General features: G+C 73.5%; 26 protein-coding genes and 1 pseudogene. 16 read left to right on the forward strand and 11 right to left on the reverse strand.

All coding sequences use genetic code 11. The features are described from left to right. Nucleotides 1-120 precede the first annotated feature (120 nt). The 3 genes from dapE to IH54_RS0126550 all read left to right on the forward strand — a co-directional run bounded on the left by dapE (nt 121) and on the right by IH54_RS0126550 (nt 3,205). Nucleotides 121-1,182: a succinyl-diaminopimelate desuccinylase gene (gene dapE, locus IH54_RS0126540; RefSeq protein WP_031521415.1), complete on the forward strand. Its 1,062-nt coding sequence runs from the start codon at nt 121-123 to the stop codon at nt 1,180-1,182. Nucleotides 1,183-1,290: 108 nt separating this feature from the next. Next, the gene (locus IH54_RS0126545) at nt 1,291-2,370 is read left to right on the forward strand and encodes an alpha/beta hydrolase (protein WP_043182324.1); all 1,080 of its coding nucleotides are present in this window, start codon (nt 1,291-1,293) and stop codon (nt 2,368-2,370) included. Nucleotides 2,371-2,386: 16 nt separating this feature from the next. Next, nucleotides 2,387-3,205, forward strand: a complete 819-nt coding sequence (locus IH54_RS0126550) for a TIGR00730 family Rossman fold protein (protein ID WP_031521420.1) — start codon at nt 2,387-2,389, stop codon at nt 3,203-3,205. Between the two features lie 34 nt (nt 3,206-3,239). Here the strand turns inward: IH54_RS0126550 and folP are convergent, their stop codons facing one another. After that, complete coding sequence (gene folP / locus IH54_RS0126555; RefSeq protein WP_052397901.1) at nt 3,240-4,052, reverse strand: dihydropteroate synthase; 813 nt, start codon at nt 4,050-4,052, stop codon at nt 3,240-3,242. A gap of 139 nt (nt 4,053-4,191) precedes the next feature. Here folP and IH54_RS0126560 point away from each other — a divergent pair, with 139 nt between their 5' ends. Together IH54_RS0126560 and IH54_RS0126565 are read left to right on the forward strand one after the other, a co-directional pair. Next, nucleotides 4,192-4,596, forward strand: a complete 405-nt coding sequence (locus tag IH54_RS0126560; protein WP_031521425.1) for a DivIVA domain-containing protein — start codon at nt 4,192-4,194, stop codon at nt 4,594-4,596. After that, nucleotides 4,589-5,173, forward strand: a complete 585-nt coding sequence (locus IH54_RS0126565; RefSeq protein ID WP_031521427.1) for a DNA-3-methyladenine glycosylase I — start codon at nt 4,589-4,591, stop codon at nt 5,171-5,173. Before IH54_RS0126560 ends, IH54_RS0126565 begins: the two co-directional genes overlap by 8 nt. Before the next feature lie 42 nt (nt 5,174-5,215). Here the strand turns inward: IH54_RS0126565 and IH54_RS0126570 are convergent, their stop codons facing one another. Continuing rightward, nucleotides 5,216-5,998: an enoyl-CoA hydratase-related protein gene (locus IH54_RS0126570; RefSeq protein ID WP_031521430.1), complete on the reverse strand. Its 783-nt coding sequence runs from the start codon at nt 5,996-5,998 to the stop codon at nt 5,216-5,218. Nucleotides 5,999-6,189: 191 nt separating this feature from the next. On the opposite strand from IH54_RS0126570, the gene IH54_RS43630 reads away from it, so the two are divergent. Beyond that, on the forward strand, nt 6,190-6,357 hold the full coding sequence (locus IH54_RS43630; protein WP_073493047.1) for a DUF3117 domain-containing protein: 168 nt from the start codon (nt 6,190-6,192) through the stop codon (nt 6,355-6,357). 157 nt (nt 6,358-6,514) lie between these two features. Here the strand turns inward: IH54_RS43630 and IH54_RS0126580 are convergent, their stop codons facing one another. Next, nucleotides 6,515-7,147, reverse strand: coding sequence for an O-methyltransferase (locus tag IH54_RS0126580; RefSeq protein ID WP_031521432.1), 633 nt, complete (start codon nt 7,145-7,147; stop codon nt 6,515-6,517). 249 nt (nt 7,148-7,396) lie between these two features. On the opposite strand from IH54_RS0126580, the gene sigE reads away from it, so the two are divergent. The 4 genes from sigE (at nt 7,397) to IH54_RS0126600 (ending at nt 10,599) form a co-directional block, all read left to right on the forward strand. Further along, nucleotides 7,397-8,185, forward strand: coding sequence for an RNA polymerase sigma factor SigE (sigE, locus tag IH54_RS0126585; protein ID WP_107060261.1), 789 nt, complete (start codon nt 7,397-7,399; stop codon nt 8,183-8,185). Beyond that, nucleotides 8,182-9,147 (forward strand): anti-sigma factor family protein, encoded by a 966-nt coding sequence (locus IH54_RS40225; RefSeq protein WP_052397892.1) that lies wholly within the window; start codon nt 8,182-8,184, stop codon nt 9,145-9,147. The genes sigE and IH54_RS40225 overlap by 4 nt, the downstream gene beginning before the upstream one ends. A 137-nt stretch (nt 9,148-9,284) precedes the next feature. Then, nucleotides 9,285-9,779 (forward strand): sec-independent translocase, encoded by a 495-nt coding sequence (locus IH54_RS0126595; RefSeq protein ID WP_031521440.1) that lies wholly within the window; start codon nt 9,285-9,287, stop codon nt 9,777-9,779. A 205-nt stretch (nt 9,780-9,984) separates the two neighbouring features. Continuing rightward, a complete protein-coding gene (locus IH54_RS0126600) occupies nt 9,985-10,599 on the forward strand; it encodes a hypothetical protein (RefSeq protein WP_052397893.1) in 615 nt (204 codons plus the stop codon). Between the two features lie 264 nt (nt 10,600-10,863). On the opposite strand, the gene IH54_RS0126605 is transcribed toward IH54_RS0126600, so the two are convergent. From IH54_RS0126605 to IH54_RS0126615, 3 genes are read right to left on the reverse strand one after another with little or no spacing between them, the layout of a single operon-like run. Next, a complete protein-coding gene (locus tag IH54_RS0126605) occupies nt 10,864-12,039 on the reverse strand; it encodes an Mrp/NBP35 family ATP-binding protein (protein WP_052397894.1) in 1,176 nt (391 codons plus the stop codon). A 32-nt stretch (nt 12,040-12,071) separates the two neighbouring features. Next, nucleotides 12,072-12,668: a DUF1003 domain-containing protein gene (locus IH54_RS0126610; protein WP_052397895.1), complete on the reverse strand. Its 597-nt coding sequence runs from the start codon at nt 12,666-12,668 to the stop codon at nt 12,072-12,074. Beyond that, nucleotides 12,658-14,004, reverse strand: coding sequence for a magnesium transporter MgtE N-terminal domain-containing protein (locus tag IH54_RS0126615; protein ID WP_031521451.1), 1,347 nt, complete (start codon nt 14,002-14,004; stop codon nt 12,658-12,660). Before IH54_RS0126615 ends, IH54_RS0126610 begins: the two co-directional genes overlap by 11 nt. A gap of 201 nt (nt 14,005-14,205) precedes the next feature. Here IH54_RS0126615 and IH54_RS0126620 point away from each other — a divergent pair, with 201 nt between their 5' ends. Next, nucleotides 14,206-14,997 (forward strand): hypothetical protein, encoded by a 792-nt coding sequence (locus tag IH54_RS0126620; protein ID WP_031521453.1) that lies wholly within the window; start codon nt 14,206-14,208, stop codon nt 14,995-14,997. Between the two features lies 1 nt (nt 14,998). Here IH54_RS0126620 and IH54_RS0126625 read toward each other — a convergent pair whose 3' ends face one another. Beyond that, complete coding sequence (locus tag IH54_RS0126625) at nt 14,999-15,523, reverse strand: hypothetical protein (protein ID WP_031521456.1); 525 nt, start codon at nt 15,521-15,523, stop codon at nt 14,999-15,001. 118 nt (nt 15,524-15,641) lie between these two features. Here IH54_RS0126625 and IH54_RS0126630 point away from each other — a divergent pair, with 118 nt between their 5' ends. Then, nucleotides 15,642-16,616, forward strand: a complete 975-nt coding sequence (locus IH54_RS0126630; protein WP_078862538.1) for a DMT family transporter — start codon at nt 15,642-15,644, stop codon at nt 16,614-16,616. Nucleotides 16,617-16,632: 16 nt separating this feature from the next. Here the strand turns inward: IH54_RS0126630 and IH54_RS0126635 are convergent, their stop codons facing one another. Continuing rightward, nucleotides 16,633-17,769: a magnesium and cobalt transport protein CorA gene (locus tag IH54_RS0126635; protein WP_031521461.1), complete on the reverse strand. Its 1,137-nt coding sequence runs from the start codon at nt 17,767-17,769 to the stop codon at nt 16,633-16,635. Between the two features lie 386 nt (nt 17,770-18,155). On the opposite strand from IH54_RS0126635, the gene IH54_RS0126640 reads away from it, so the two are divergent. From IH54_RS0126640 to IH54_RS0126655, 4 genes and pseudogenes are all read left to right on the forward strand, one after another. Further along, nucleotides 18,156-18,743 carry a suppressor of fused domain protein gene (locus IH54_RS0126640; protein WP_031521463.1) on the forward strand — a complete coding sequence of 196 codons (588 nt, stop codon included), beginning with the start codon at nt 18,156-18,158 and terminating at the stop codon, nt 18,741-18,743. Between the two features lie 140 nt (nt 18,744-18,883). Next, nucleotides 18,884-19,462 (forward strand): annotated as a pseudogene (locus IH54_RS0126645) (DUF6758 family protein); the annotation flags it as partial. A gap of 88 nt (nt 19,463-19,550) precedes the next feature. Beyond that, on the forward strand, nt 19,551-20,402 hold the full coding sequence (locus IH54_RS0126650) for a PHP domain-containing protein (RefSeq protein WP_031521467.1): 852 nt from the start codon (nt 19,551-19,553) through the stop codon (nt 20,400-20,402). 314 nt (nt 20,403-20,716) lie between these two features. After that, entirely contained in the window at nt 20,717-21,328 is a 612-nt protein-coding gene (locus tag IH54_RS0126655; RefSeq protein ID WP_031521469.1) for a MarC family protein, read from the forward strand. 79 nt (nt 21,329-21,407) lie between these two features. Here the strand turns inward: IH54_RS0126655 and IH54_RS46295 are convergent, their stop codons facing one another. The 3 genes from IH54_RS46295 to IH54_RS0126670 all read right to left on the reverse strand — a co-directional run bounded on the left by IH54_RS46295 (nt 21,408) and on the right by IH54_RS0126670 (nt 24,820). Further along, the gene (locus IH54_RS46295; protein ID WP_199923468.1) at nt 21,408-21,545 is read right to left on the reverse strand and encodes a hypothetical protein; all 138 of its coding nucleotides are present in this window, start codon (nt 21,543-21,545) and stop codon (nt 21,408-21,410) included. Between the two features lie 109 nt (nt 21,546-21,654). Further along, complete coding sequence (locus IH54_RS0126665) at nt 21,655-22,581, reverse strand: alpha/beta fold hydrolase (RefSeq protein WP_031521470.1); 927 nt, start codon at nt 22,579-22,581, stop codon at nt 21,655-21,657. A gap of 103 nt (nt 22,582-22,684) precedes the next feature. Continuing rightward, nucleotides 22,685-24,820, reverse strand: coding sequence for a DEAD/DEAH box helicase (locus tag IH54_RS0126670; protein ID WP_107060263.1), 2,136 nt, complete (start codon nt 24,818-24,820; stop codon nt 22,685-22,687). Nucleotides 24,821-25,115 lie beyond the last annotated feature (295 nt).

A 25,115-nucleotide genomic window follows, 5' to 3' on the forward strand; every position in this document is an offset into this window, starting at 1 on the left:
GTCGCGGGCGCCACCGCAAGAGGCACCCCGGAGCGCGGAAGCCCCCACCGGGGGAAGGTCCCGCGTCAGGTGGGAAGGGGCAGCCCGGGGGGCGGGGCCCGATCCCGTTAGGGTCGGCTCATGGGACTTGACCTCGCGGCGGACGTCGCCGCGCTGACCGCCGCGCTCGTGGACGTACCCTCCGTGAGCCGCGAGGAGAAACCGCTCGCCGACCTCGTCGAGCGCGCCCTGCGGGCGTACCCGCACCTGACCGTCGACCGCGACGGCGACGCGGTGGTGGCCAGGACCACCCTCGGAAGGGCCGAGCGTGTCGTGCTCGCCGGGCACATCGACACCGTCCCCCTGGCGGACAACCTCCCCTCCCGGCTCGACGCCGACGGCGTGCTGTGGGGTTGCGGCACCTCCGACATGAAGGCCGGCGTCGCCGTCCAGCTCAAGCTCGCGGCGCAGCTCACCGCGCCCAACCGGGACCTGACGTTCGTGTTCTACGACGCCGAGGAGATCGCCGCCGAGTTCAACGGGCTCAAGCGGCTGGTGGAGCGGCACCCGGAGTGGCTCGCGGGAGACTTCGCCGTGCTCATGGAGCCGACTGCCGGGCGGGTGGACGGCGGCTGCCAGGGCACCTTGCGGGTGCGGGTGGAGACGACCGGCCGCCGCGCGCACTCCGCGCGCAGCTGGCTCGGGGAGAACGCGATCCACAAGGCCGCTCCGATCCTCGCCCGGCTCGCCGCGTACGAGCCGCGCCGGGTGGAGATCGACGGGCTGGTCTACCCCGAGGGGCTGAACGCCGTCATGATCGAGGGCGGCCACGCGGGCAATGTGATTCCCGACACCTGCGCCGTCACCGTCAACTACCGCTTCTCGCCCGACCAGAGCGAAGCGGAGGCGCTGGAGCGGGTGCGCGGCGTCTTCGAGGGCTTCGAGGTGGTCCTCACCGACACCGCGCCGGGCGCGCTGCCCGGCCTGTCGCATCCGGCGGCGGCGGCCTTCGTGGCGGCCATCGGCACACCCCCGGCCGCCAAGGAGGCCTGGACGGACGTGGCGCGGTTCGCCGCGCTCGGCATCCCCGCGGTCAACTACGGTCCCGGCGACCCGACCCTCGCGCACACCCGCGACGAGCACGTCGACACCGCCGCGATCCGCGAGGCGGAACGCCGGCTCACGCAGTGGCTCACGGATTGAGGTAGATCACCCGTTCGGCAGTCAACCGAACTCGGGTGCGTTCCGGTCCTTCCCCCCGGCAAGGTGGATACGTGTCCGTCACGGGCCAGGGGGAGGGGCAGCCGCGCCATGGGACTGACCAGCGGGTGGTTCGCCGTACTGCTCGCCGCCGCCGCGGTCGCGGCGGTGGCGGGCGCGCTGGTGCTGTGGCCGCGGGTGCGCGGGCCGCGCCCGGTGCGGCTCGGCGCCAGGGTGGGGCTGATCGTGCTGTGCCAGCTCACCGCGATCCTGGTGGTGATGGTGACGGTGAACAACGAGTACGGCTTCTACGCCTCGTGGGACGACCTGCTGGGCCGCGCCAACGCAGGCGGCGGCCGGCCCACCGCCGGCCCCGGCGCGTCCCCGACGCCCGAGGTGCCCGACTACGGCGTGAAGTTCGCCGCGTATTCGCAGGGCTTCCAGCGGGCCACCGTCCGCGGCTGGGACAGCGGCACCAAGGGCGACGTGATCGTGTGGCTGCCGCCGCAGTACGGCAAGCCGGAGTTCGCGCACACCCGCTTCCCGGTGATAGAGGTGCTGCACGGCATCCCGGGCACCCCGCACAGCTTCCTGCGCGGCATGCGGCTCGGCCAGGTCATGCAGGAGCAGATAGCCGCCGGCCGGGCCGAACCCGCGATCCTGGTGCTGCCCACGATCACCCCGGACCGGGTCAACACCGGCTGCGCCGACGTCGAGGGCAGGAGCCGGGTGGCGACGTGGCTGACCGACGACGTCGTCAGGACGGTCGCGCACAACTTCCGTACGCTGCCCGCGCCGCGCGGCTGGGCGGTCATGGGCATATCCACCGGTGGCTACTGCGCGGCCCGGCTGGCCCTGGAGTACCCCGAGGTCTTCGCCGCGGGCGCCGCCCTCGCGCCCGACGACCCCTCGCAGGGGACGCGCTCGCCGGTGTGGCTGGCCAGGACCGAGCACCCCCGGGCGCAGCTGCTGGTCGAGTCCAGCCGCCAGGACCCGGAGAGCCCGCCGCGCTTCGCCGACGCCATCACCGCGGCCGCGGCGCCGCCGACGCGGGTGAGCACCCTGCAGCTGAGCAGCGGCGGGCACAACTGGAACACCTGGGGCCGGATGTTCCCCGACGCCTTCACCTGGGTCAGCGCCCGGCTCGAAGCGCCCCGGGCGGTCCCGCTGGACCCGTCGGCGGCACCGTGATGCGTAGGCTGCCGATATGACAGAACGAGAGACCCAAGGCGTCGAGGACGACGCGCAGCAGGCCGCGGCAGAGGCCGCCGCGGCGGCGGAGAAGCTCCCGTACGGCAAGAGCTGGCCCGAGCGGCACACCGGCCCGGTGGTGCGGCGGCGCGGCCAGGTGCAGACGGGGACGACCGACCAGCGGCTGCTGGACAGCCACGGCCCGTCGGACTGGGTGCACGGCGACCCGTGGCGGGTCATGCGCATCCAGTCCGAGTTCGTCGAGGGATTCGGCGCGCTCGCCGAACTGGGCCCGGCGGTGAGCGTCTTCGGCTCGGCCCGCACCCCCGTCGACTCCCGCGAGTACGAGGCGGGCGTCCGGATCGGCCGCGCGCTGACCGAGGCCGGCTTCGCGGTGATCACCGGCGGCGGGCCCGGCGCGATGGAGGCGGCCAACAAGGGCGCGCTGGAGGCCGGCGGCGTCTCGGTCGGCCTCGGCATCGAGCTGCCCTTCGAGCAGGGCCTCAACCCTTACGTCGACATCGGTGTGAATTTCCGCTATTTCTTTGTCCGTAAAACGATGTTTGTGAAGTATGCTCGCGGCTTCGTCGTGCTGCCCGGCGGCTTCGGCACGCTCGACGAGCTGTTCGAGGCGCTGACGCTCGTGCAGACCAAGAAGGTCACCCGCTTCCCGATCGTGCTGTTCGGCAGCTCCTACTGGGGCGGCCTGGTCGACTGGATCCGCGGCAGCCTGGTCGCCGAGGGCAAGGCGTCCGCCGCCGACCTGGAGCTCTTCCACGTCACCGACGACGTGGACGACGCGGTGGAGCGGGTCACCAAGGAGAGCGCGGTCTGAGCCGTGCGCGCCCCGCGCCGTTCCTCCGTCGGCCTCACGCCAGTCCGCGGCGGGCGACCGCGGGCGGGCGGTGGCCGGCGATGGAGGCGACCATGTCCAGCACCTGCCGGGTCTCCGCGACCTCGTGCACCCGGTAGACCTGCGCGCCCAGCCACGCCGACACCGCCGTCGTCGCCAGCGTGCCGATCAGCCGCTCCTTGACCGGGCGGTCCAGCGTCTCGCCGACGAAGTCCTTGTTGGACAGCGACACCAGCACCGGCCAGCCCGTGGCCGTCATCTCCGGCAGCCGCCGGGTCGCCTCCAGCGAATGCCGGGTGTTCTTGCCGAAGTCGTGCCCCGGGTCGATCAGGATCCCGTCCCGCCGCACCCCCAGCGCCGCCGCCCGCTCCGCGAGCCCGCACGTCACCCGCAGGATGTCGGCCATCACGTCGTCGTAGCCGACCCGGTGCGGCCTCGTCCGCGGCTGCGCGCCGCCCGCGTGCGTGCACACCAGGCCCGCCCCGTACCGTGCCGCGATCTCCGCGAGGCCCGGGTCGACCCCGCCCCACGCGTCGTTGAGCAGGTCCGCGCCCGCCGCGCACACCGCCTCGCCCACCTCGGCCCGCCAGGTGTCGACGCTGATCACCACGTCCGGGTGCCGCCGCCGCACCTCGGCGACGAAGGACACCGTGCGGCGGATCTCCTCGGCCGCCGTCACCTCGTCCCCAGGCCCCGCCTTGACCCCGCCGATGTCGATGATCGCCGCGCCCTCGGCGACCGCCGCGGCCACCCGCTCCAGCGCGGGCTCGTCGGTGAAGGTGGCTCCCTGGTCGTAGAACGAATCGGGCGTACGGTTCACGATCGCCATGATCACCGGCTCCCGCGCGCCGAATTCCCGGGTTCCCAGCCGAAGTGCCACTGCCGCTCCTCATCTCAGACTCATGCGATCGTGGCACGATCGTGCCTGACACGACGGCAGGCCCTGAGGCCGGACTCCGGGAGACGACTTGTTCTGGTTCATGCTCATCGCGCTCGTCGCGGTGGTTGCCGCGGTGGCACTGGCCGTGCTCGGCGACGGCGGAGCGCTGCGGGACGCCGGCACCGACCGGCTGGCCGACCGGCTGCCGGCCGACCGTCCGCTGGTCCGCTCCGACATCGACGCGGTACGGCTGCCGACCGCGGTACGCGGCTACCGCATGGTCGACGTCGACGAGGTCCTGGACCGGCTCGGCGCGGAGCTCGCCGAGCGCGACGCGTACATCGCCGAGCTGGAGTCGGAGGTGAACGGCCCGCGCCCGGACCGGCTGCGCGCGGCCGTCACCGCCGGCGACCCGGGTGTGACGTCCCTCACGAAGGACGACCCGCACCCCGGCGAGCCGGGCGAGGCGTACGGCGGCGGCGCCGGTGAGTGAGCCGGGCGGCGTCGTGACCGGCGAGGACGGGGTCCCCCGCTGCCCCTGGGGCCTGTCCACGCCGGATTACGTCGGCTACCACGACCACGAGTGGGGCGTGCCCGTGCACGGGGACGACGCGCTCTTCGAGCGGGTGTGCCTGGAGGCCTTCCAGTCCGGGCTGTCCTGGATCACGATCCTGCGCCGGCGGGAGACCTTCCGGGCGGCCTTCAAGGGCTTCGTGATCGACACGGTCGCGGAGTTCGGCCCCGCCGACCGGGAGCGGCTGCTCGCCGACCCGGGGATCATCCGCAACCGTGCGAAGGTCGACGCGGCCATGGCGAACGCCGCCGCCGCCCGCGCCCTGCGCGAGGACGGCGGCCTGGACGCGCTGATCTGGTCCTTCGCGCCCGACCCGGCCACCCGCCCGGCCCCCCGCACGACCGCCGACGTCCCCGCGGTCACCCCGGAGTCCACCGCCCTGGCCAAGGCCCTCAAGTCCCACGGCTTCCGCTTCGTGGGCCCGACCACCGCCTACGCCCTGATGCAGGCCTGCGGCCTGGTGAACGACCACCTCGCGGACTGCGCGTCCCGCTAGGCGCCGCCGGGCAGACGGGATCCGTCAGGCGCGGCCCAGGCCTCAGAACCCGGTGAACCGCGGCGCCCGCTTCGCCACGAACGCCGACACCGCCTCGCGGTGGTCAGACGTCGCCCCGGCCTCGCCCTGGAGTTCCGCTTCCAGCGCGAGGGCCTCGGGGAGGGAGTGGCCCGCGGCGAAGGCCAGCGCGCGCTTCATCGAGGCGTACGCCCGGGTCGGGCCCGCGGCGAGGCGGCGGGCGACGGCGAGCGCCTCCGCCGGGAGGTCCGCGGCGGGCACGACGCTGTTGGCGATACCGATCGCCGCGGCCTCGACCGCGGGCACGGACCGCGGGAAGAGCAGCAGATCGGCGGCCCGCGCATGGCCCACCAGGCGCGGCAGCGTCCAGGACATCCCGGAATCGGTGGAGAGGGCCACGCCCGCGAAGGCCGTGGTGAAGGACGCGGTGTCCGCGACCACGCGGTAGTCCGCGGCGAAGGCGAAACCCGCGCCCGCCCCGGCCGCGACCCCGTTCACCCCGGCGACCACGGGCTTGGGCATGGTCGCGATCGCGAGTGTGACGGGGTTGTAGTGGTCGGCGACGGTGGTCATCCCGCCGCCTGCCTCCAGCGTCGCGACGTGCTCCTTCAGGTCCTGCCCGACGCAGAAGGCCTTGCCGTTCGCGGTGAGCAGCACCGCGCGTACCGCCTGGTCGGCGGCGGCCTCCTGGAGCGCGTCGCGCAGGGCCACCTTCGTGGCGGTGTCGAGCGCGTTCATCGCCTCCGGACGGTTCAGCGTGACGGTCGCGAGCCCGTCGGACACCTCGTACAGCACGTGGTCGGCCATGGCACCAGCCCCTTCGTCGCGGCAACGGTCCAGGCCAGAATGCCGGACCGGGTGACCGAAATGCGGGCGTACGCGGGTGTCGATTGTGGAACGGAGTGCCACCGCTGTTGGTCATCGGGCTGGTGGATGCGGGATAATGGCCGAGAACCAATGTGTTCGAGTCCGAGCTGGTTTCAGGAAGGGGAACGAGCATGGCGGCCATGAAGCCGCGGACGGGTGACGGCCCGCTCGAGGTGACCAAGGAGGGGCGGAGCATCATCATGCGCGTTCCGCTTGAGGGCGGCGGGCGGCTTGTTGTCGAGCTGACCCCGGACGAGGCGGATGCCCTCGGCGATGCGCTGAAGAAGGCCATCGTCTGAGACCAGCGGTCCCCTGCCTTCGCGGCCGCGTACCGGGCATGTCCCGAGTACGCGGCCGCTGGTCTTTCACCGGGTTCACCGGGATGACCCAGTTCACCGATGACCCGGTTCACCGGGCTCACCGGGGACCGCGGGTCCCGCTGCCGCCGGCGGAAGGCTACTGCGCCACCGCGCACAGCAGCCCGTCGTCGGTGGGCAGCAGGACCGGCGAGAGCCGCGCGTGGTCGCGCACCGCGCGCATCAGCTCGCGCAGCCGCATCGACTCCATGTCGTGGTGCGCGGCGTCCAGCGCGCGCCCCTGCCCGAAGGCGCCCTCGAAGCACAGCACGCCGCCGGGGCGCAGCAGCCGCAGCGACTCGTCCAGGTATTCCAGGTACTCCAGCCGGTCGGCGTCGCAGAAGACCAGGTCGTAGGCGCCGTCGGTGAGGCGCGGCAGGACGTCGAGGGCGGCGCCGGGAATGACGCGCGAGCGGTTCGCGGCGAAGCCGGCCTCGCGGTAGGCCTCGCGGGCCAGCTGCTGGCGGTCCGGCTCGGTGTCGACGGTGGTCAGCACCCCGTCCGCGCGCATGCCGCGCAGCAGGTGGATTCCGGAGACCCCCGCGCCGGTGCCGACCTCGACGACGTGTTTCGCGTTGCCGGCCGCGGCCAGCAGCCGCAGGGCCGCCCCGGTGCCGGGGGAGACGGGCCGCAGCCCGGACGCGTGCGAGCGGGCCCTGGCGCGTATGAGGGCGTCGTCCTCGGCGACGAACGCGTCGGCGAACGCCCAGCTCGCCTGCCGGTTGCCGGTAATGGCCCTCTCCTCGTGCCGACTGTTCCCGTCTGCCCTGCGCTGACCGTGCTCACCGTGCCGACCGTGCGTGGCCGTGTGTGGCCGTACGGGGACTGTCCGGGCGACTGTATCCGTTGGTGCGGGGAACCCGCTGATGGGACTGCGCGTTAGACACGGAGAAGGCACAAGGGCGGGAGTCCGCGGCAGCGGAGCGGGCCCCCGGCCCGGAGGCAGCAGTGCATTTATCCGGAGCTAACGGGCGAGGTGGCTATGGTAGAGGCTCTACTGGACACCACCAGAGCCGACAGGGGAGGTGCGGCTGCCGCCGGTGACCGGAAGGTGCTGACGCGCTTTCGAAGGTCGGCCGGACAGCCGAAATCCGTGACCAACACTGCAGACGACCGTTCACGCGACGACGACTCCCCGACCGCGACCGCGACCTTCGCAGCCGACGGAGACCTCCAGGCGTGGACGCCTCCTTCGTGGGAGGAGATCGTCAGCACGCACAGTGCCCGGGTCTACCGGCTGGCCTACCGCCTGACCGGCAACCAGCACGACGCGGAGGACCTCACCCAGGAGGTCTTCGTGCGGGTCTTCCGATCCCTGTCCACCTACACGCCCGGCACGTTCGAGGGCTGGCTGCACCGCATCACCACGAACCTGTTCCTGGACATGGTGCGGCGCCGCCAGCGCATCCGGTTCGACGCCCTCGGCGACGACGCGGCGGAGCGGCTGCCCAGCCGCGAGCCGTCCCCCGCGCAGCACTTCAACGACACCCACTTCGACGCCGACGTCCAGCAGGCGCTGGACACGCTGGCGCCGGAGTTCCGGGCCGCCGTGGTGCTCTGCGACATCGAGGGGCTGTCGTACGAGGAGATCGCGGCGACGCTCGGCGTGAAGCTCGGTACGGTGCGGAGCCGGATCCACCGGGGACGCTCCCACCTGCGCAAGGCTCTGGAACACCGGGCGCCCGGCGCCCGGCCCGCCGGCTCCCCGGCTGACGTTCCCGCGCTCGCTGCCGTCGCACCGCAACCTGGCCAGGAGGGCGGCAGAGCGTGAGCAGCAGCGGTTCCGGCGACCCGCGCGACAAGCGCGCCGCCGCCGCGGAGCAGCACCTGGGCGACCGGCTCGCCGCGTTCGTCGACGGCGAGCTGGCGGACGACGCGCGGGACCGCGTCCAGGCCCATCTGGCGACCTGTCCCCAGTGCAAGGCCGCCGCCACCGAGCAGCGCCGCCTCAAGAGCGTCGTGGCGGCCTCCGAGCTGCCCGCGATCTCGGCCGGCCTGCTGGCCAGGCTCCAGGGCCTCGCGGCATGCGGCCCCGACGGTCCCGACGGCCGCGGCGGCGACCCCAAGGGCGGACCTCCCGGCCTGGCGGACCTGCGTGCGCTGCCCGGGCCCGGCGACGGGCCCGGGCCTTTCGACAGCCGCCTGCTCGGCTCCGACGTCTTCGGCACCGGCACCCGCCGCCCCTCCTACCTCAGCCCCGCCCACGACCTGGTCGCACCCGGCGAGGGCAAGGGCGCGCGCGGCTTCCGCATCCACGAAACGGCCCGCGGCCTCACCGGCGGCGCCGACCGCGCCGACCGCGTCTCGCTCGACGTGCCCGTACGCCCCCAGGCCGCGCCCCGCGCCGGCGGTGCGCCGGCGGCCGCGGCCCAGTCGTCCTTCAGCCGGCGGTTCGCCTTCGCGGCGGCCGGCGCCTTCTCGATGGCGGCCATCGCCCTCGGCGGCGCCCTCCCGATGGAGGCCGGTGTCGACAACGGCGCCCACCCCGACGACGGGCCCGCGGTCACCCCCTTCAGCGCGAACTCGGTCACCGACACCCGCGGCACCACCCCGCGCGATCTGCTGGACGCGCGCGAGCAGCGGATGATGCGGCAGGCCCGGGTCGCGCCGTCCCCCTCGGCTGTCGTGACGCCCGGCTCGGTGCCGTCCGTCACATCGGTGGCGCTGCGTGCGGTCTCCGCGGCGGCCGCCGCCCCGGCGACGGCCGCCGCCGGCCCGGCCGCGGTGCGCTGAGCAGCATGCTTTACGTGATGGTCAGCTCTTTTCAACGTAGGGTTGTCCACAGCCACTCCCGCGTCCCCCACGTGGGCAGGTAACGTAAGTGCGCCGGACACAGCCCCCCGGCTGCGGACGTCCCAAGGAGCTGCACGGTGTTCTTCGACATAGGCCCGCTTGAGCTGGTCGCGATCGTCGTCATCGCCGTGCTCGTCTTCGGCCCCGACAAGCTGCCGAAGGTCATCCAGGACGCCATGGCGTTCATCCGGAAGGTGCGGGAGTTCTCCGACAGCGCCAAGGAGGACATCCGCCGCGAGCTGGGGCCGGAGTTCAAGGACTTCGAGTTCGAGGACCTGAACCCGAAGACGTTCATCCGCAAGAACCTGATGAGCGACGACGACGAGTACGGCCTCAAGGAACTCCAGGAGATCGGCAAGAACCTGGACCTGCGCAAGGAGATGGCCGAGGTCACGGACGCGGTCAACGGCACGGACACCGGCGCCTCGGCCTCCCGCTCCTCCGCCGCGGGCTCGTCCGGCAAGGGCACCTCCGGTTCCTCCGGTACGGGCGGGGGCACCCCCGACCGGCTGCGCAAGCGCGAGAAGCTGTCCGAGGACGAGACGCCGCCGTACGACTCCGACGCGACCTGAGGTCCCCTCACGCGTCGTCCGGGAAGCGGGTTTCACAGCGGCCTGCGAGCGTTGCGAGCGTCAACCTGATTGCGTGATTTCACCCTATCGAGTGGTCATTGTCCGTGTGTTCGCCGTCACCCCACGCCGTTTCGGCCCCCGAACCCACCCAGGGTCGGGCAAGATGGCGTCGCCCATAGGGGCACTTCGAGGAGGCGCGACCCGTATGGAGACCAGGACCGGCACGGCGCAGAGCGCGGTCGACGGCTATCTGACGGCCGACTTCCCCTGGTACGGCCTGGACGAGGCGTTCACCGGACGCCGCTGGCTGCAATCGGTGGGGACCAGCGGTGACGGCACGGTCGAGTACGGCTCGACAGGGCACGGCGACGAGCCCACGCTCAAGGCCGACCCGGCCGACGAGAGCCAGCGCTTCGCGGTGGTCATGACGGTCGCTCAGCGGCCCCGCAGGCGCACGCCGGACGGCACCGGGCTGCTGGAGGCCACGTCCGTCTCCTCGGCCGCCTGGCTGGCCGGCTCCGGCCTGCTGGCCTGCACCTGGCCCACGACGATGGAACGCGCCCTGCGGCAGGACTGGCTCGACCAGCAGACCGCCACGGCGTGGGAGCTCGCCGACGACCTCGACGGCTCCGGCTGGGCCGCGCTCACCCTTCCGGTGGACGGCGAGCCCACGCCCTTCCACTACCGCGAATCGGAGTACGGCTGGGTCCTCGCGGGCTCCGCCGCCGGCGTCCACCTCGGCGCGTTCGGGCGCGGCATGAGCGCGTACGGGTTGGCCTTGGCGGCCATCCCCGACATCCGGCTGTACGACGCCGGGTAGCGCTTTGGCCGCGGCTCCGGCCGCCCCGGGGTGCCTCTTGCGGTAGGCGCCGCGACCTTCCCGCCGTGCGTGGTTGCGCGCGAAGTTCTCCCCTCGGGCTTCGCCCGGGAGGTGCCCCCACGCGCCCCTGACAAACGCTCACCCTGCGTGCAGAGGGCAACCACCAGGGGCACGGGGAACTGCGCGACCAGCCCGCCACCGGCGGACGGTCCCGGGGTTACCGGAACAGGCAGCCCGGGGGGCTGGGACGCGAGCCGGCAGGGGTCAGAACTTGTTGCGCGGGGTGATCCCGAGGGAGAGGCCCGACAGGCCGCGCTGACGCGCGCCGAGTTTGGACGCGATGCCGCGCAGGGCGGCGCCCGCGGGGGAGTCGGGGTGCGCGACGGCGACCGGGCGGCCGTCGTCGCCGCCCTCGCGGAGGCGGACGTCGATGGGGATGCGGCCGAGGACGGGGACCGTCGCGCCCGTCGTACGGGTGAGTCCCTCGGCGACCCGGTCGCCGCCTCCCGTGCCGAAGACCTCCACGATCTCGTCGCAGTGCGGGCACGGCATGCCCGCCATGTTCTCCACCACGCCCACGATCTTCTGGTGCGTCTGCACCGCGATCGCGCCCGCCCGCTCGGCGACCTCCGCGGCGGCCTGCTGCGGGGTCGTCACGACGATGATCTCCGCGTTCGGCATGAGCTGGGCGACGGAGATCGCGATGTCCCCGGTGCCGGGCGGCAGGTCGAGCAGCAGCACGTCGAGGTCGCCCCAGTAGACGTCCGCGAGGAACTGCTGCAGCGCGCGGTGCAGCATGGGCCCGCGCCAGACCACCGGCTCGTTGCCGGGGGTGAACATGCCGATCGAGATGACCTTCACCCCGTTGGCCGACGGCGGCATGATCATGTTCTCGACCTGCGTGGGCCGCCCGTCCGCGCCGAGCATGCGCGGCACGCTGTGCCCGTAGATGTCCGCGTCCACGACGCCGACCTTGAGGCCGTCCGCGGCCATCGCCGCCGCGAGGTTGACCGTCACCGAGGACTTGCCGACGCCGCCCTTGCCGGAGGCCACCGCGTAGACCCGGGTCAGCGAGCCCGGCTGGGCGAAGGGGATCTCCCGCTCCGCCTGCCCGCCGCGCAGCGTCTCCGCGAGCCCGCGGCGCTGCTCGTCGCTCATCACGTCCAGCTCGACCCGCACCGAGGTGACGCCGGGGACGGCGGCGACGGCCGACGTGACGCGCTCGGTGATCGTGTCCCGCATCGGACAGCCGGACACCGTCAGGTAGACGGCGACGGCGACGGTGCCGTCCGCGGCGATGTCCACGGATTTGACCATGCCGAGGTCGGTGATCGGCTTGTGGATCTCCGGGTCGTTCACCGTGGCCAGCGCGGCGCGCACGGCCTCGTCCGTCGGTGTGGCGGCCGGCGCGGTGCCCGAGCCGTACGTGGTGGTAGCCATACGTTGATGGTACGGGGGCCGCCGAGGGCGGATCAGCGGCCCCGGCCGTCTGCTTCGTCACCCCGCGGAACGGGCGTGCGGTCCCGCTCCCGGGGGTGTGCGCGGCGCTCCTCGATGTCCCTGAGCAGGTCCTGCAGCTCCGAGCGGATCCAGTCGCGGGTCGCGACCTCGCCGAGGCCCGCCCGCAGCGCGGCGACCTCGCGCGTGAGGTACTCGGTGTCGGCGATGCTGCGCTCGTTCTGCTTGCGGTCCTGCTCCAGGTTGACCCGGTCCCGGTCGTCCTGCCTGTTCTGCGCGAGGAGGATCAGCGGGGCCGCGTAGGAGGCCTGCAGCGACAGCGCGAGGGTCAGGAAGATGAAGGGGTAGCGGTCGAAGCGCAGGTCGTCGGGTCCGAAGGCGTTCCACAGCACCCACATGATGATGACGACCGTCATCCAGACGATGAAGCGGCCCGTGCCCAGGAACCGCGCGACGCGCTCGGAGAGGTTGCCGAAGGCCTCCGGGTCGTAGGCGGGCAGCCAGCGGCGCCGGACGTCCCGCGGCTGGTCCAGCCGCACCCGGACGCGCGGCGGGGCGGTGGCCCCCGCCGGGTTCCGCAGCCCGGCGCGGTCGCGGTCGTCAGCGGCCATCGTCCGCCTCCGCCGTGGTGTCGGCGGCGGGCCCGGTGCCGTGCAGCTCGGTCTCCCGCCAGTCCTCGGGCAGCAGGTGGTCCAGGACGTCGTCGACGGTCACGGCGCCCAGCAGCGCCCCGCTCTCGTCCACCACGGGCGCGGAGATCATGTTGTACGTGGCCAGGAAGCTGGTCACCGACGGCAGCGCGGTGTCCGGAGCGAGCGGGCGCAGGTCGGTGTCGACGATCGCGCCGAGCAGTGTGAACGGCGGGTCGCGCAGCAGCCGCTGGAAGTGCACCAGGCCCAGGTACTTGCCGGTGGGGGTCTGGTCGGGCGGCCGGCACACGTAGATCTGCGCGGCGAGCGCGGGCGACAGGTCGGGGTTGCGGATCCGGGCGAGCGCGTCGGCGACCGTCGCGTCCGGGCGCAGCACGATCGGCTCGGTCGTCATGAGCCCGCCCGCGGTGCGCTCCTCGTACGACAGCAGCCGCCGCACGCCCGCCGCGTCCTGCGGGCGCATCAGGGCCAGCAGCCGCTCCTGGTCGTGGTCGGGCAGCTCGGCGAGCAGGTCGGCGGCGTCGTCGGGGTCCATCGCCTCCAGGACGTCCGCGGCACGCTCCTCCTGGAGCTTGCCCAGGATCTCGACCTGGTCGTCGTCCGGCAGCTCCTCCAGGACGTCCGCGAGCCGGTCGTCGTCGAGGGCCGCGGCGACCTCGCCGCGCCGCTTGGGGGACAGGTGGTGCAGGACGTTCGCGAGGTCGGCGGGGCGCAGCTGCTCGAAGGTCGCGACCAGGTTCTCCGCGCCCTGCTCGCCCTCGGGGAGCCGGAATCCGCTGACCGACGACCAGTCGACGGTGAGCGCCTCGCCCTTGCGGCGCAGGGCGCCGGACTTGCCGCGGCGGATGAACACCTTGTCGATCTCCCAGTCCCTGCGGGCCGGCAGCTGGGCCATGGACACGTCGAGGACGGTGACCTCCTCGCCGGCGTCCTCGCCCGTCGCCGCGCCCTCCGCGGTGCCCTCCGCCGTCCCGCCGTCGGGCATCCAGCGCACCCGGCGGTCCAGCAGCTCGCCGAGCACCAGGGTCTCGGTCGGGCGCTGCTCGAAGCGCCGGACGTTCAGCACCCCCGTGGTGATGACCTGGCCCGCCTCGACGCCCGTCACCCGGGTCATCGGCAGGAAGATCCGGCGCCGACCGACCACCTCGACGACCAGGCCCAGCACACGCGGCGGGCGCCCGCCGACGCGCAGCATGACCACGACGTCCCGGACCCGCCCGACCTCGTCGCCGTTGGGATCGAAGGCCGCGACGCCCGCCAGATGGGACACGAAGACCCGCGGGGTGCCTGCGACCATCGGGCCTCCTCACCGGTACGCGCCGCCACTCCCCGCCAGGCTAACCCGCGCCGATCTTGCCTGCCGCGCGAAGGACCCCGGAACGCCCCCGGCGGAGGGCCCCGGAACGCCCCGCCGGGGGAGGGCGGGTGCTCCCGGGGGGTACGGTGCGGTAGCTTCGGCCACGCCCGCCGCCGCCGTCACCGAGGGGTTCGAGCCCACGTGTTTCCCGCTCGCAGGACTGCCCGTAGGACTGCCCGCCAGGCCGCCGCCGTCCTCGCCGGCCTGGCCGCGGCGCCGCTGCTCGGCGGCTGCCTGGGCCTGGGCGGCGACCCGGACGCCGGCACCAACGGCGTCGGCAAGCTGCCCGCGAAGACCATCGAGCAGCGGGCGAGCGACGCCGCCGCGAGCGCCGACGCCGTACGGCTGACCGGCACGGTCGTCAGCGGCGGGCAGACCTACCGCCTCGACATGCGGCTGCGCGCGGAAGGCGGGGTCGGCGAGGTCACCACCAAGGGCGACACCTTCCAGCTGCTGCGGGTCGGCGACGACCTCTACCTCAAGGCCGGGGCCGACTTCTACGGCGACGGCGGCGACGACAAGGACAGCCAGGCCGCCGCCGCCAAGCTCAACGGCAAGTACGTCAAGGTGCCGCCGGGCGACCCGGCGTACAAGCAGTTCAGCGGCTTCACCGACAAGAAGCTGCTGCTGTCCGACCTCTTCGTGGTGGACGGCACGCTCGGCGTCGGCGACCACCGCAAGGTGGGCGACACCAAGACGATCGAGCTGACCGGCTCCCAGGGCGGCAGCCTCGACGTCTCCCTCAAGGGCACCCCCTACCCGCTGCGCTACCAGCGCGCGGGCGGCGCGGGCACCCTGACCCTCTCCGACTGGGGCGAGGACTTCACCCTCGCGGCGCCGGGCAAGTCGCAGGTCGTCGACTACGGCAGGACGGTCGGCACGACGGCGACGCCCAAACCCCCGGCTTCCGCCTCCGCCTCCGCCGAGAAGTAGCTCAGCCGCGCGGCCGGCGGCGGGCCAGCAGCCGCGGCAGCCCTGCCGGGACGGGCTCGCGGGTGGTCGCGGGAGTCGGCCGCGGGGGAGCCGCGCCCGAGCCGTCCGGCACGGCACCGGGACGCTCGGCGGGTGAGCCCTCGGGGGTGAGACGGAAGAGGGTGCACTCGCGGGCCCACCGCTCGTCCACGGAGTCCGCGTCCGCCGTGTTCAACCGCTTGCCGCGCAGCTCCCCGACCGCCGCCTGCCACGCCTCGGACCCGGCCGGTACGACAGCGGCCCGCGCCTGCCAGCCGACCAGCCGCCCGCCCTTGTCCTTGCTCCGTACGGTGACGCCCACGACCGCCCCGTCCACCAGCCCGTCCGGCACCGGCTGCTCCACGGGCCCCCCGCACAGCACGTACGCCCCGCCGTCCGCCCACACCTGCCACACGGCCCGCCCGTTCACCCACACCAGCCCGGACTTCCTGACCCCCTCCTCCACGAGGGCGGCCAGCAGTTCTTCGGCAGAGGGCGTCGACGTCATGCCCTCAGGGTAGGGGAGCCTCCCACCGGCGGAGCCGAAAGACAGGTGCTCGGCCCGCGAACGGGCCTTACCCTGGTGGGCGGCCCCCACCGAACGACGCAGCCCACCCAGGAGCCCCGTGACCGCCCCGCAGAGCACCCCCACCGCGCCCGCGGGCAACGGCACAGGTCCCGCCCCCGGCGGGAAGAGCGGGGAGGGCGCGGCGCCTGGCGCAACACCCACCGGCCGGGGAGCGGACCTCGCCCTCCTGGGAGTCGCGATCGCCGGCGTCTCGATGTCGGCCCCCCTCATCGCCGCGACAGCCGCCCCCGCTCTGGCCATCGCCTTCTGGCGGAACGCCATGGCGGTCGGGGTGCTCACCCCCGTCGCCCTGTGGCGGCACCGCGGCGAGCTGCGCCGCATGGGCCGCCGCGCCCTCACCCTCTCCGGCGCCGCCGGCGTCGTGCTGGCGCTGCACTTCGGGCTGTGGCTGCCGAGCCTGACGATGACCTCGGTGGCGACCTCCACCGCGCTGGTCACCACCACCCCGATCTGGACGACGCTCATCCTGCGGCTGCGCGGCCACCGCCCGCCCGCACTGGTGTGGGCGGGCACCGCGCTCGCCGTCGTGGGCGTGCTGATCCTCACCGGCATCGACATGTCGACCGACACCCGCGCCCTCGCCGGGGACGCGCTCGCGCTCGCCGCGGGCCTGGCGGCCGCCGTCTACATGCTGCTCGGGTCGGAGGTGCGGCGGACGGCGACGACGACCGCGTACACGTACGTCTGCTACTCGACGACCGCGTTCGCGCTGCTCGTGGCGTGCCTGGTGTCGGGCTCGGCGCTCGGCGGCTACGACGGGCGCAGCTGGCTGAAGATCGCCGCGCTGACCGTCGTCGCGCAGCTGCTCGGGCACTCGCTGCTCAACCGGGTCGTACGCGGCCTCGGGCCGTCCACCACCTCGACGGCGATCCTGCTGGAGACCCCGGGCGCCGCGCTGATCGCCGCGCTGTGGCTGGGCCAGACCCCGCCCGCGGCCGCGTACCCGGCGCTGGTGGTGATCCTCGCGGGCCTGGCCCTCGTCGTGCTCGCGGACGTCCGCCGCGAGCAGTAGCGGGCGGGGCGCCCGGCTACAGCCAGCCGTTGCGGCGGAAGCCGCGGTGGATGGCGTAGCAGATGGCCAGGATCACGCCCAGCACCATCGGGTAGCCGTACCGCCAGCGCAGCTCCGGCATGTGGTCGAAGTTCATGCCGTAGACGCCGGTGATCATCGTGGGGACGGCCAGGATGGCGGCCCACGCGGTGATCTTGCGCATGTCCTCGTTCTGCACGACGGTGGCCTGCGCCAGGTTGGCCTGGAGGATCGAGTTGAGCAGGTCGTCGAAGCCGGTGACCTGCTCGTGGACGCGGGCGACGTGGTCGGCGACGTCCCGGAAGTACTTCTGGATCTCCGGGTCGACCAGCCGCATCGGGCGCTCGCCCAGCATCTGCATCGGCCGCAGCAGCGGGGACACCGCGCGCTTGAACTCCAGCACCTCGCGCTTGAGCTGGTAGATCCGGCCCGCGTCGCCGCCCCGCGAGGACTTGCCGGGCTCGGCGGAGAAGACGTCGATCTCGACCTCGTCGATGTCGTCCTGCACCGCGTCCGTCACGGCCAGGTAGTCGTCGACGACCTGGTCGGAGATGGCGTGCAGCACCGCCGAGGGGCCCTTGGCGAGCAGCTCGGGGTCGTCCTCCAGCCGGTGCCGGAGCGCCCGCAGCGAGCCGTGGCCGCCGTGCCGCACGGTGATGACGAAATACCGGCCGGTGAAGACCATGACCTCGCCGGACTCCACGACCTCGCTGGTCGCGGTGAGTTCGGCGTGCTCGACGTAGCGGATCGTCTTGAAGACGGTGAAGAGCGAGTTGTCGTAGCGCTCCAGCTTGGGCCGCTGGTGGGCGTGCACCGCGTCCTCGACGGCCAGCGGGTGCAGGCCGAACTCCTCGGCGATGCCCGCGAACTCCTGCTCGGTCGGCTCGTGCAGGCCGATCCACACGAAGCCGTCGCTGCCGTCGCACTGGTCGGACGAGCGGTCGGCACGCACCGAGGCGAGCGCCTCGCGCAGCCCGACGATGTCCGGGCAGCGCACCCCGTCGCGGTAGACCGCGCAGTCCACGACCGCGCTGGTGGCCGTCGCGGTGTCACGTGTCGGGCCGTAGTCGTGGTTCGCCGGGGACTTGCGCAGGGCAGGGCGGACAACTGCGCGAAGGTCACGGATCATCGACATGGCAAGCTCCTTCACGGACTGGCCGACGGCATCACGCCGCACTGAACTGAAAAGCTGCTGATGTGGATCAGAAACGGTTGATCACAGGCAGTTCAGGGCGCGCTCTCCCGAAGCGGAACACTCCGCGGGCGGACAGGCCGTGACGATCCGCGTTTCACGGCACACAGGCCGGGGAAGGAACGCGGGAGGCTCAGCGGGTCACACTGCGCGCGGGGCGGCGAGGGAAGAGCGGCCGGTACTGCACGGTCGACTGGGATCCATGTCAGTCCCCACCTCCTCCGGCCGTTCCCCGCTGGGGGATGACTTCGCGAACGCCACACTTTAGCAAGCCGAGGGTACGCCCACCGCACCGCCTGTGCGATCCGAACGCGCTCTATGCTCCCCGTATGGGTGACATTCTGGACATGGTCGAGGAACGCCTCCGCTCCGCCTTCGGCGAGCCCGACGCCCGCGCGTCGGTGACCTTCCTCGGGGCCGAGCGCATCGAGGTGCTGCGTTTCACGCAGGGGGAGTTGCGCCGCTACGCCACGCTCGGCATGTCGGCCCAGCCCATGGCCGACCCGCTCGCGCCGGTCGCCGACCCGCTGCGCGGGCCCCGCGCGGAAGTTCACCTGACCGTACGGGCCGGGCGCGCGGACACCTCGCCGGTGCTCAGGTCCCTCGCGGCGGCGGCGGCGTCCCCGCAGGTCGAGGGCCTCGTCCTGGCGGACGGCAGCACGCTGGACTTCGGCGAGCCGCTGTGGCCGGGGGCGCCCTTCACGGCGTTCCTCGCCGGCGCCCCCGGCGCGCTCGTCCCCGACCTCCCGCTCCCCGCCCCCCGCGACCCGGTCAGCTTCTTCCCGCTCCTCCCCCTCACCCCGGCGGAGGCGGCGTACAAGCGGGCGAAGGGCCCGCAGGCCCTGCACGCACTGTGGGCCGAGCACGGCACGGACCTGACGGACCCGGTCCGCGCGGCGGTGCCCCTTTCCGCGTAGGGCGAGCCCCCAGTGCTGTGACCAGGAGGGTTCACCGGCTTGCGACGCCCGGTACGGCACCTCGCTGCGTTGCCGCATCGACCGAGTAGGCCCACTACGAGGCCGATCCGGCGCCTTGCGACGCACCGCACCGGACGCTTGCCGACTCCTGGCAGTGCGACGTGCACGGCGCCGTGTATCCGCTGCAGCCGGTCGTCCCGCCGAGCGTCGAAGGCCTCGGCGTGGTCGTGCACCGGTCGCAGGTGCCGGTGTGGATGCCGTGGCCGCTGCCCGTCGGCTGGCTCTTCTCGGGTGTGGCCTCCGCCGGTGACGACCGCAGCGGCGGCCGCGCCACCGCGGTGGCCTGCTCCGGCCCCGGGCCCTTCGGCGGCCCCGGCGAGCTGATGCTCGTCGCGGAGGAGCTGGGCGTCGGCCTCGGCGCCCGCTACGCCGGGATCGACGGCCCCGACCCCGGGCCCAACATGTGCGTCGACAAGCCCCCGCACGCCAAGGTCCTCGCGGCCGGCCGCCCCACCGCCCTGTGGCACGTCGCCGGCGCCCCCGACGACCGCGTCGTCTTCGCCGGCGAGGCCCGCGGGCTGTGGCTGTGGGCCATCGTCTGGCCCGAGGAGACCGGCCTGCTGATGTACGACGAGGTCGTCCTCACCGACCTGCGCGACGCCGGAGCCGAGGTCGACCTCCTGCCCTGCGGCGCACTCACCCCCAAGCTGCTGGCCTGACCCCTACAGCACCTGCGAATCGCAGGCCCGGACGGGCGCTATCCTTGGCTTCATCCGCTGTCCGCGCCGTCTTCCGGGAGCCCGTGCCGTGCGCATCGACCTGCACACCCACTCCACGGCCTCCGACGGCACCGACAGCCCCACCGAGCTGGTACGGAATGCCGCGGCGGCCGGGCTCGACGTCGTCGCCCTCACCGACCACGACACCGTCTCCGGGTACGCCGAGGCCGCCGCCGCGCTCGCCGGCACCCGCCTCACCCTCGTCACCGGCGCGGAGCTGTCCTGCAAGGTCGGCGGCATCAGCATGCACATGCTGGCCTACCTCTTCGACCCCGCCGAGCCGCGGCTGCACGAGGCGCGCGAACTCGTCCGCGACGACCGCGTGCCGCGCGCCCACGGCATGGTCGCCAAGCTCCAGGAGCTCGGCGTGCCCGTCACCTGGGAGCAGGTCGCCCGGATCGCCGGGGACGGCTCCGTGGGCCGCCCGCACATCGCCACCGCCATGGTCGAGCTGGGCGTCGTCCCGACCGTCTCCGACGCCTTCACCTCCGAGTGGCTCGCCAACGACGGGCGGGTCTACGTCGAGAAGGCGGAGTTCGACCCCTTCGAGGCGGTCCGCCTCGTCAAGGCGGCGGGCGGTGTGACCGTCTTCGCCCACCCGGGCGCCCACAAGCGCGGCGAGACCGTGCCGGACGAGGTGATCGCGGAACTCGCCGCCGCCGGGCTCGACGGTCTCGAGGTCGACCACGTCGACCACGAGCCCGCCACGCGCGAGCGGTTGCGCGGGCTCGCGCGTGAGCTTCGCCTTCTGGCGACGGGCTCGTCCGACTACCACGGGACCCGGAAGACCGTGCCCCTCGGGGCATGCACCACTCCTCCGGAGGTGCTGGCCGACATCGCCGCCCGCGCGACGGGGGCGGAGCCCATCTCCGCGGTCTAGTGCTGTGACCGGGAGGGTTCACCGGTAGCTCGCGGCGTCCGGTACGGTGCGTCGCCAGGCGCCGATCGGCCTCGTAGCGGGCCTGCTCGGTCGGTGCGGCAACGCAGCGAGGTGCCGTGCCGGGCGTCGCAAGCCGGTGAACCCTCCCGGTCACAGCACTGGCCCCGCGGGGCCTGCATTTGTGCTGCGCGGGGCGAGCGTTTCGGGGCCGCGTGGGGGTACCCCCGCGCGCACCTGGAGTACCCGGCGGCGCAGCCGCGCGCCCGACTGCGCAAGGCAGCGAGACACCTTCAGCTCACGACGAAAGCTCAGCCATGTTCGACCTCACCCTCTTCGGGTCCGTGTTCTTCACGCTGTTCGTGATCATGGACCCGCCCGGCATCACACCGATCTTCCTCGCCCTCACCTCCGGGCGGGCGGCCAAGGTCCAGCGGCGGATGGCGGCGCAGGCCGCGGGCGTCGCGTTCGGCGTGATCGTGGTGTTCGGGCTGTGCGGGCAGCAGATCCTGGACTACCTGCACGTGTCCGTGCCCGCGCTGCGGATCGCGGGCGGGCTGCTGCTCCTGCTCATCGCGCTGGACCTGCTGACCGGCAAGGCGGACGAGCCGACGCAGACGCGGGACGTCAACGTGGCGCTCGTGCCGCTGGGGATGCCGCTGCTCGCGGGGCCGGGGGCGATCGTCACGGTGATCCTCGCCGTGCAGCACGCGGACGGCTTCGCGCAGCAGACCTCGGTGTGGCTGGCGATCCTGGCGATGCACGTCGTGCTGTGGCTGACGATGCGCTACTCGCTGGCGATCATCCGGCTCATCAAGGAGGGCGGCGTGGTGCTGGTGACACGGCTGTCCGGCATGCTGCTGTCGGCGATCGCCGTGCAGTCCGTCGCCAACGGTGTGCTGGGCTTCGTCCACGGCCAGGGCGGCTGACCGTCCCCGCGGACCACGCGAAAGCGCCCCGTACGTAGGAGATGTACGGGGCGCCGGTGCGTGCGGCGGTCGGTCGGCGTCAGTCCGCGATGCCTTCGGCGGGGCGGATGTAGATGCGCTGGCCGAGGGCGGCAGCCTGCTGCACGATCTTGTTGACCGCGGAGGCGTCGACCACGGTGCTGTCCACTGCGTCGCCGTTCCGATCGTCAAGTCGCATGATCTCGAAGCGCATGGGGCTTCTCCCTTCGTCCCTCGTTACATGTGTGGTCAACGAACACCCCCTTCAAAACATTCCCTACCCTAAATAAAAATCTGCGCGGAGCCGACTAGTTATCCGTCGCGTCGCTCTCGCCGGTCCAGAACGCCGTGAGCGCGGCAGCCGTCTCGACCGGCCGCTCGGCGTTGGGGGAGTGCTCCGCGCCCTTGACGACGACGCGCCTGGCGCCGAGCCGCTCCGCCATCGTGTCCAGCAGCGGGACCGGCCAGGCGTAGTCCACCTCTCCGGACAGTACGAGCTTCGGCAGGGGGATGGCGGCAAGTTCCGCCACTCGATCCCGTTCTGTCATCAACTGGCGTGCCGTGGCGATCAGCTGTTCGGGCACGGTCGCGACCCAGCGGCGGTGCAGGAAGTCGTCGAGCCACGCCGTGCCCGCGTCGGCGGGGACCTCGACGACGTTGCCGGCCGGGGCGCCGGAGCTCTCCGCGTCCAGCGAGCGCATCGCCCACCAGGCCGTCTCCATGTCCATGGTCGGCAGGTGGTCGATCAGCAGCTGCGTCCTGACCTGCTGGGCCGCGGTGATCGCCGCCGGGCCCGAACTCATGAGGGTGACCGACGACCAGGGGCCGGGGCCGTCCGCCAGCAGCGCCGCCCGGACGATGTGGCCGCCGAGGGAGTGGCCCAGGACGTGCAGCGGGCCGCCGTCGGTGGCGGCGGCGAGCGCGGCGCCCTGCGCGGTGACGTCGGCGGCGAGCTGGTCCTGCGCGTACGCGGCCTCGTCGCGGGGGCCGCCCGACTCGTACTGGCCGCGGCCGTCCACCGCGACGACCCGGAAGCCCGCGGCGGACAGCGGGGCGAGCAGGTCGAGGAAGTCCTCCTTGCTGCCCGTGAAACCGGGGACGAGCAGCGCGGTGCCGCGGGCCGCGGGCGCCTCGGGCGCCGACGGGGCGTCGAGGGCGGCGAAGGAACCGCGGGAGGTCTCCAGCCGGCGCGCCGAGGCGTGCGCCGGCAGATCCAGGGTGGTCGGTCGGCTCATGCAGCGAGATTACGCGGTGCATATGTCCGAGAGGTTGCCGCTCGGCATGAAACACCCCCGGCCGGATGGGGCCGGGGGTGCTCGGTGTTACGTGGCCGGACCGTCAGGCGTCCTGCTCGGCCGGGGCCGCGGCCTTGCGGGTGCGGCGGCGCGGTGCCTTCGGGGCGTCCTCGCCCTCCGGCGCCTCGGCGGGAGCCGGGACGACCTCGGCAGCCTTGCGGGTGCGGCGGCGCGGTGCCTTCGGGGCCTCCTCGGCTTCCGGCGCCTCGGCGGGAGCCGGGACGACCTCGGCGGCCTTGCGGGTGCGGCGGCGGGGCGCGGCGGGGGCCTCGTCGGCGACCGGCGTGACCGGCGTGACCGGCTCGGCGACGGCCTCGGCGGCGGGGGCCGCGGCCTTGCGCGTCCGGCGGCGCTTGGGAGCCGCGTCCTCCTCCGTGGCGGGCTCGACCGGCGTCACCGGCACGGCCACGGCCACGGCCTCGGCCTCCGCAGCCGGCGCCGCGGCCTTGCGGGTCCGGCGGCGCGGAGCCTTCGGCGCCTCCTCGGGAGCGGTAGCCGGAGCGGCGGGAGCCTCCTCGGCGACCGGCGTCGCAGGCACCTCGACCGTCTCGGCCGCGGGCGCCACCGGCGTCACGGCCGACCCGGCGGCTCCGTTGCGCGTCCGGCGGCGGCGGCGCGGAGTACGCGCTCCGCCGGCGGCCGGCTCGGCGGCCTCGGCGGCCGTCTCCGTACCGGCGACGGCGTTCTCGGCGCCCTCGGCGCCCTCGGCGCCCGACTGGCCGCCGCGCGTCCGGCGGCGCTGCCGCGGGGTGCGGGGGGCGCGGGGCTGGCGCTCCTCGGCGGCGGGCGCAGGGCCCGTACGTCCGCCGCGGCCCCGGCCGCCGCTGCGGCCACCGCCGCCGCCGCGGCCGCCGGTCTCGCCCAGGTCCTCGACCTCTTCTGCGTCGAGACCCGCGCGGGTGCGCTCGGCCCGGGGCAGTATGCCCTTCGTGCCGACCGGGATGCCCAGCAGCTCGTACAGATGCGGCGACGTCGAGTAGGTCTCCTCCGGGTCGTTGAAGGAGAGGTCGAGCGCCTTGTTGATCAGCTGCCAGCGCGGGATGTCGTCCCAGTCGACGAGCGTGATCGCGGTACCCGACGCGCCCGCGCGACCGGTGCGGCCGATGCGGTGCAGATAGGTTTTCTCATCCTCGGGCGTCTGGTAGTTGACGACGTGCGTGACGCCCTCGACGTCGATGCCGCGCGCGGCCACGTCGGTGCAGACGAGGACGTCGACCTTGCCGTTGCGGAAGGCGCGCAGCGCCTGCTCGCGGGCGCCCTGGCCGAGGTCGCCGTGCACGGCGCCGGAGGCGAAGCCGCGGCGCTCCAGCTGCTCGGCCACGTCGGCGGCGGTGCGCTTGGTGCGGCAGAAGATCATCGCCAGGCCGCGGCCGTCGGCCTGCAGGATCCGGGAGACCAGCTCGACCTTGTCGAGGGAGTGGGCACGGAAGACGTGCTGCGTGGTGTTCGCGACCGTCGCGCCCTCGTCGTCCGGCGCGGTCGCGCGGATGTGGGTGGGCTGCGACATGTAGCGGCGGGCCAGGCTGATGACCGCGCCCGGCATGGTGGCCGAGAACAGCATCGTCTGCCGCTTGGCCGGCAGCATCGCCATGATCTTCTCGACGTCGGGCAGGAAGCCCAGGTCGAGCATCTCGTCGGCCTCGTCCAGCACCAGGGTGCGGACCTGGCGCAGGCTGAGCTTCTTCTGGCCGGCGAGGTCCAGCAGCCGGCCCGGGGTGCCGACGATCACGTCGACGCCCTTCTTCAGCGCCTCGACCTGCGGCTCGTACGCGCGGCCGCCGTAGATGGCCTGCACGCGGACCGCGCGGACCTTGCCCGCGGTGAGCAGGTCGTTGGTCACCTGCTGGCACAGCTCACGGGTGGGGACGACGATGAGCGCCTGCGGCATGTCGGTCAGCTGCTCGGGCGTGGCGCGGCCGGCTTCGACGTCGGCGGCGACGGTGACGCGCTCCAGCAGCGGGAGGCCGAAGCCGAGGGTCTTGCCCGTGCCGGTCTTGGCCTGGCCGATGACGTCGTTGCCCGCGAGGGCGACCGGGAGCGTCATCTCCTGGATCGGGAAGGGCGTGGTGATGCCTACGGCTTCGAGGGCCTCGGCCGTCTCCGGGAGGATGCCGAGACTGCGAAATGTCGTGGGGGTCGTGGTGGTCAGGATGCTTGCCTCTTCTGTGAGACGCGGCACTGTCCGGCAAGGGGGGTCGAGTGGCCGGGCGCACCGGCGGAACCGGTGCGGGTCACTGACCGCGCAGAGGTGTCGTACAGCCTGGGGCTGCGAAGCGCGGGACCGCTGCCCTCGCTGTGCCGCGAGTGGGCCCCTCCCGATGACGGGAGGGCGGTCGGGGCGGAGCCGATCGGGCCACCGACCGGGCATCCAGGTGTTGCACACGTCGCCCGCCGGGGAAAAGAACCGGACCGGATCCGGACAGGAACCAGGCCGGTGAACGGCGGGTGCATTACCACTCTACCCCGGAAACACG

Origin of the sequence: Streptomyces sp. NRRL F-5123, from assembly GCF_000721495.1 — a bacterium.
Classification (GTDB): domain Bacteria; phylum Actinomycetota; class Actinomycetes; order Streptomycetales; family Streptomycetaceae; genus Actinacidiphila.

Coding starts and splice junctions, on each gene's coding strand:
- IH54_RS43630 (WP_073493047.1), top strand. CDS start 6,190: ATGGCGGCCATGAAGCCGCGGACGGGTGACGGCCCGCTCGAGGTGACC.
- IH54_RS0126655 (WP_031521469.1), top strand. CDS start 20,717: ATGTTCGACCTCACCCTCTTCGGGTCCGTGTTCTTCACGCTGTTCGTG.
- sigE (WP_107060261.1), top strand. CDS start 7,397: ATGGTAGAGGCTCTACTGGACACCACCAGAGCCGACAGGGGAGGTGCG.
- IH54_RS0126640 (WP_031521463.1), top strand. CDS start 18,156: ATGGGTGACATTCTGGACATGGTCGAGGAACGCCTCCGCTCCGCCTTC.
- IH54_RS0126570 (WP_031521430.1), bottom strand. CDS start 5,998: ATGGCCGACCACGTGCTGTACGAGGTGTCCGACGGGCTCGCGACCGTC.
- IH54_RS0126605 (WP_052397894.1), bottom strand. CDS start 12,039: ATGGCTACCACCACGTACGGCTCGGGCACCGCGCCGGCCGCCACACCG.
- IH54_RS0126610 (WP_052397895.1), bottom strand. CDS start 12,668: ATGGCCGCTGACGACCGCGACCGCGCCGGGCTGCGGAACCCGGCGGGG.
- IH54_RS0126550 (WP_031521420.1), top strand. CDS start 2,387: ATGACAGAACGAGAGACCCAAGGCGTCGAGGACGACGCGCAGCAGGCC.
- dapE (WP_031521415.1), top strand. CDS start 121: ATGGGACTTGACCTCGCGGCGGACGTCGCCGCGCTGACCGCCGCGCTC.
- IH54_RS0126635 (WP_031521461.1), bottom strand. CDS start 17,769: ATGTCGATGATCCGTGACCTTCGCGCAGTTGTCCGCCCTGCCCTGCGC.
- IH54_RS0126600 (WP_052397893.1), top strand. CDS start 9,985: ATGGAGACCAGGACCGGCACGGCGCAGAGCGCGGTCGACGGCTATCTG.
- IH54_RS0126545 (WP_043182324.1), top strand. CDS start 1,291: ATGGGACTGACCAGCGGGTGGTTCGCCGTACTGCTCGCCGCCGCCGCG.
- IH54_RS46295 (WP_199923468.1), bottom strand. CDS start 21,545: ATGCGACTTGACGATCGGAACGGCGACGCAGTGGACAGCACCGTGGTC.
- IH54_RS0126615 (WP_031521451.1), bottom strand. CDS start 14,004: ATGGTCGCAGGCACCCCGCGGGTCTTCGTGTCCCATCTGGCGGGCGTC.
- folP (WP_052397901.1), bottom strand. CDS start 4,052: ATGGCGATCGTGAACCGTACGCCCGATTCGTTCTACGACCAGGGAGCC.
- IH54_RS0126625 (WP_031521456.1), bottom strand. CDS start 15,523: ATGACGTCGACGCCCTCTGCCGAAGAACTGCTGGCCGCCCTCGTGGAG.
- IH54_RS0126665 (WP_031521470.1), bottom strand. CDS start 22,581: ATGAGCCGACCGACCACCCTGGATCTGCCGGCGCACGCCTCGGCGCGC.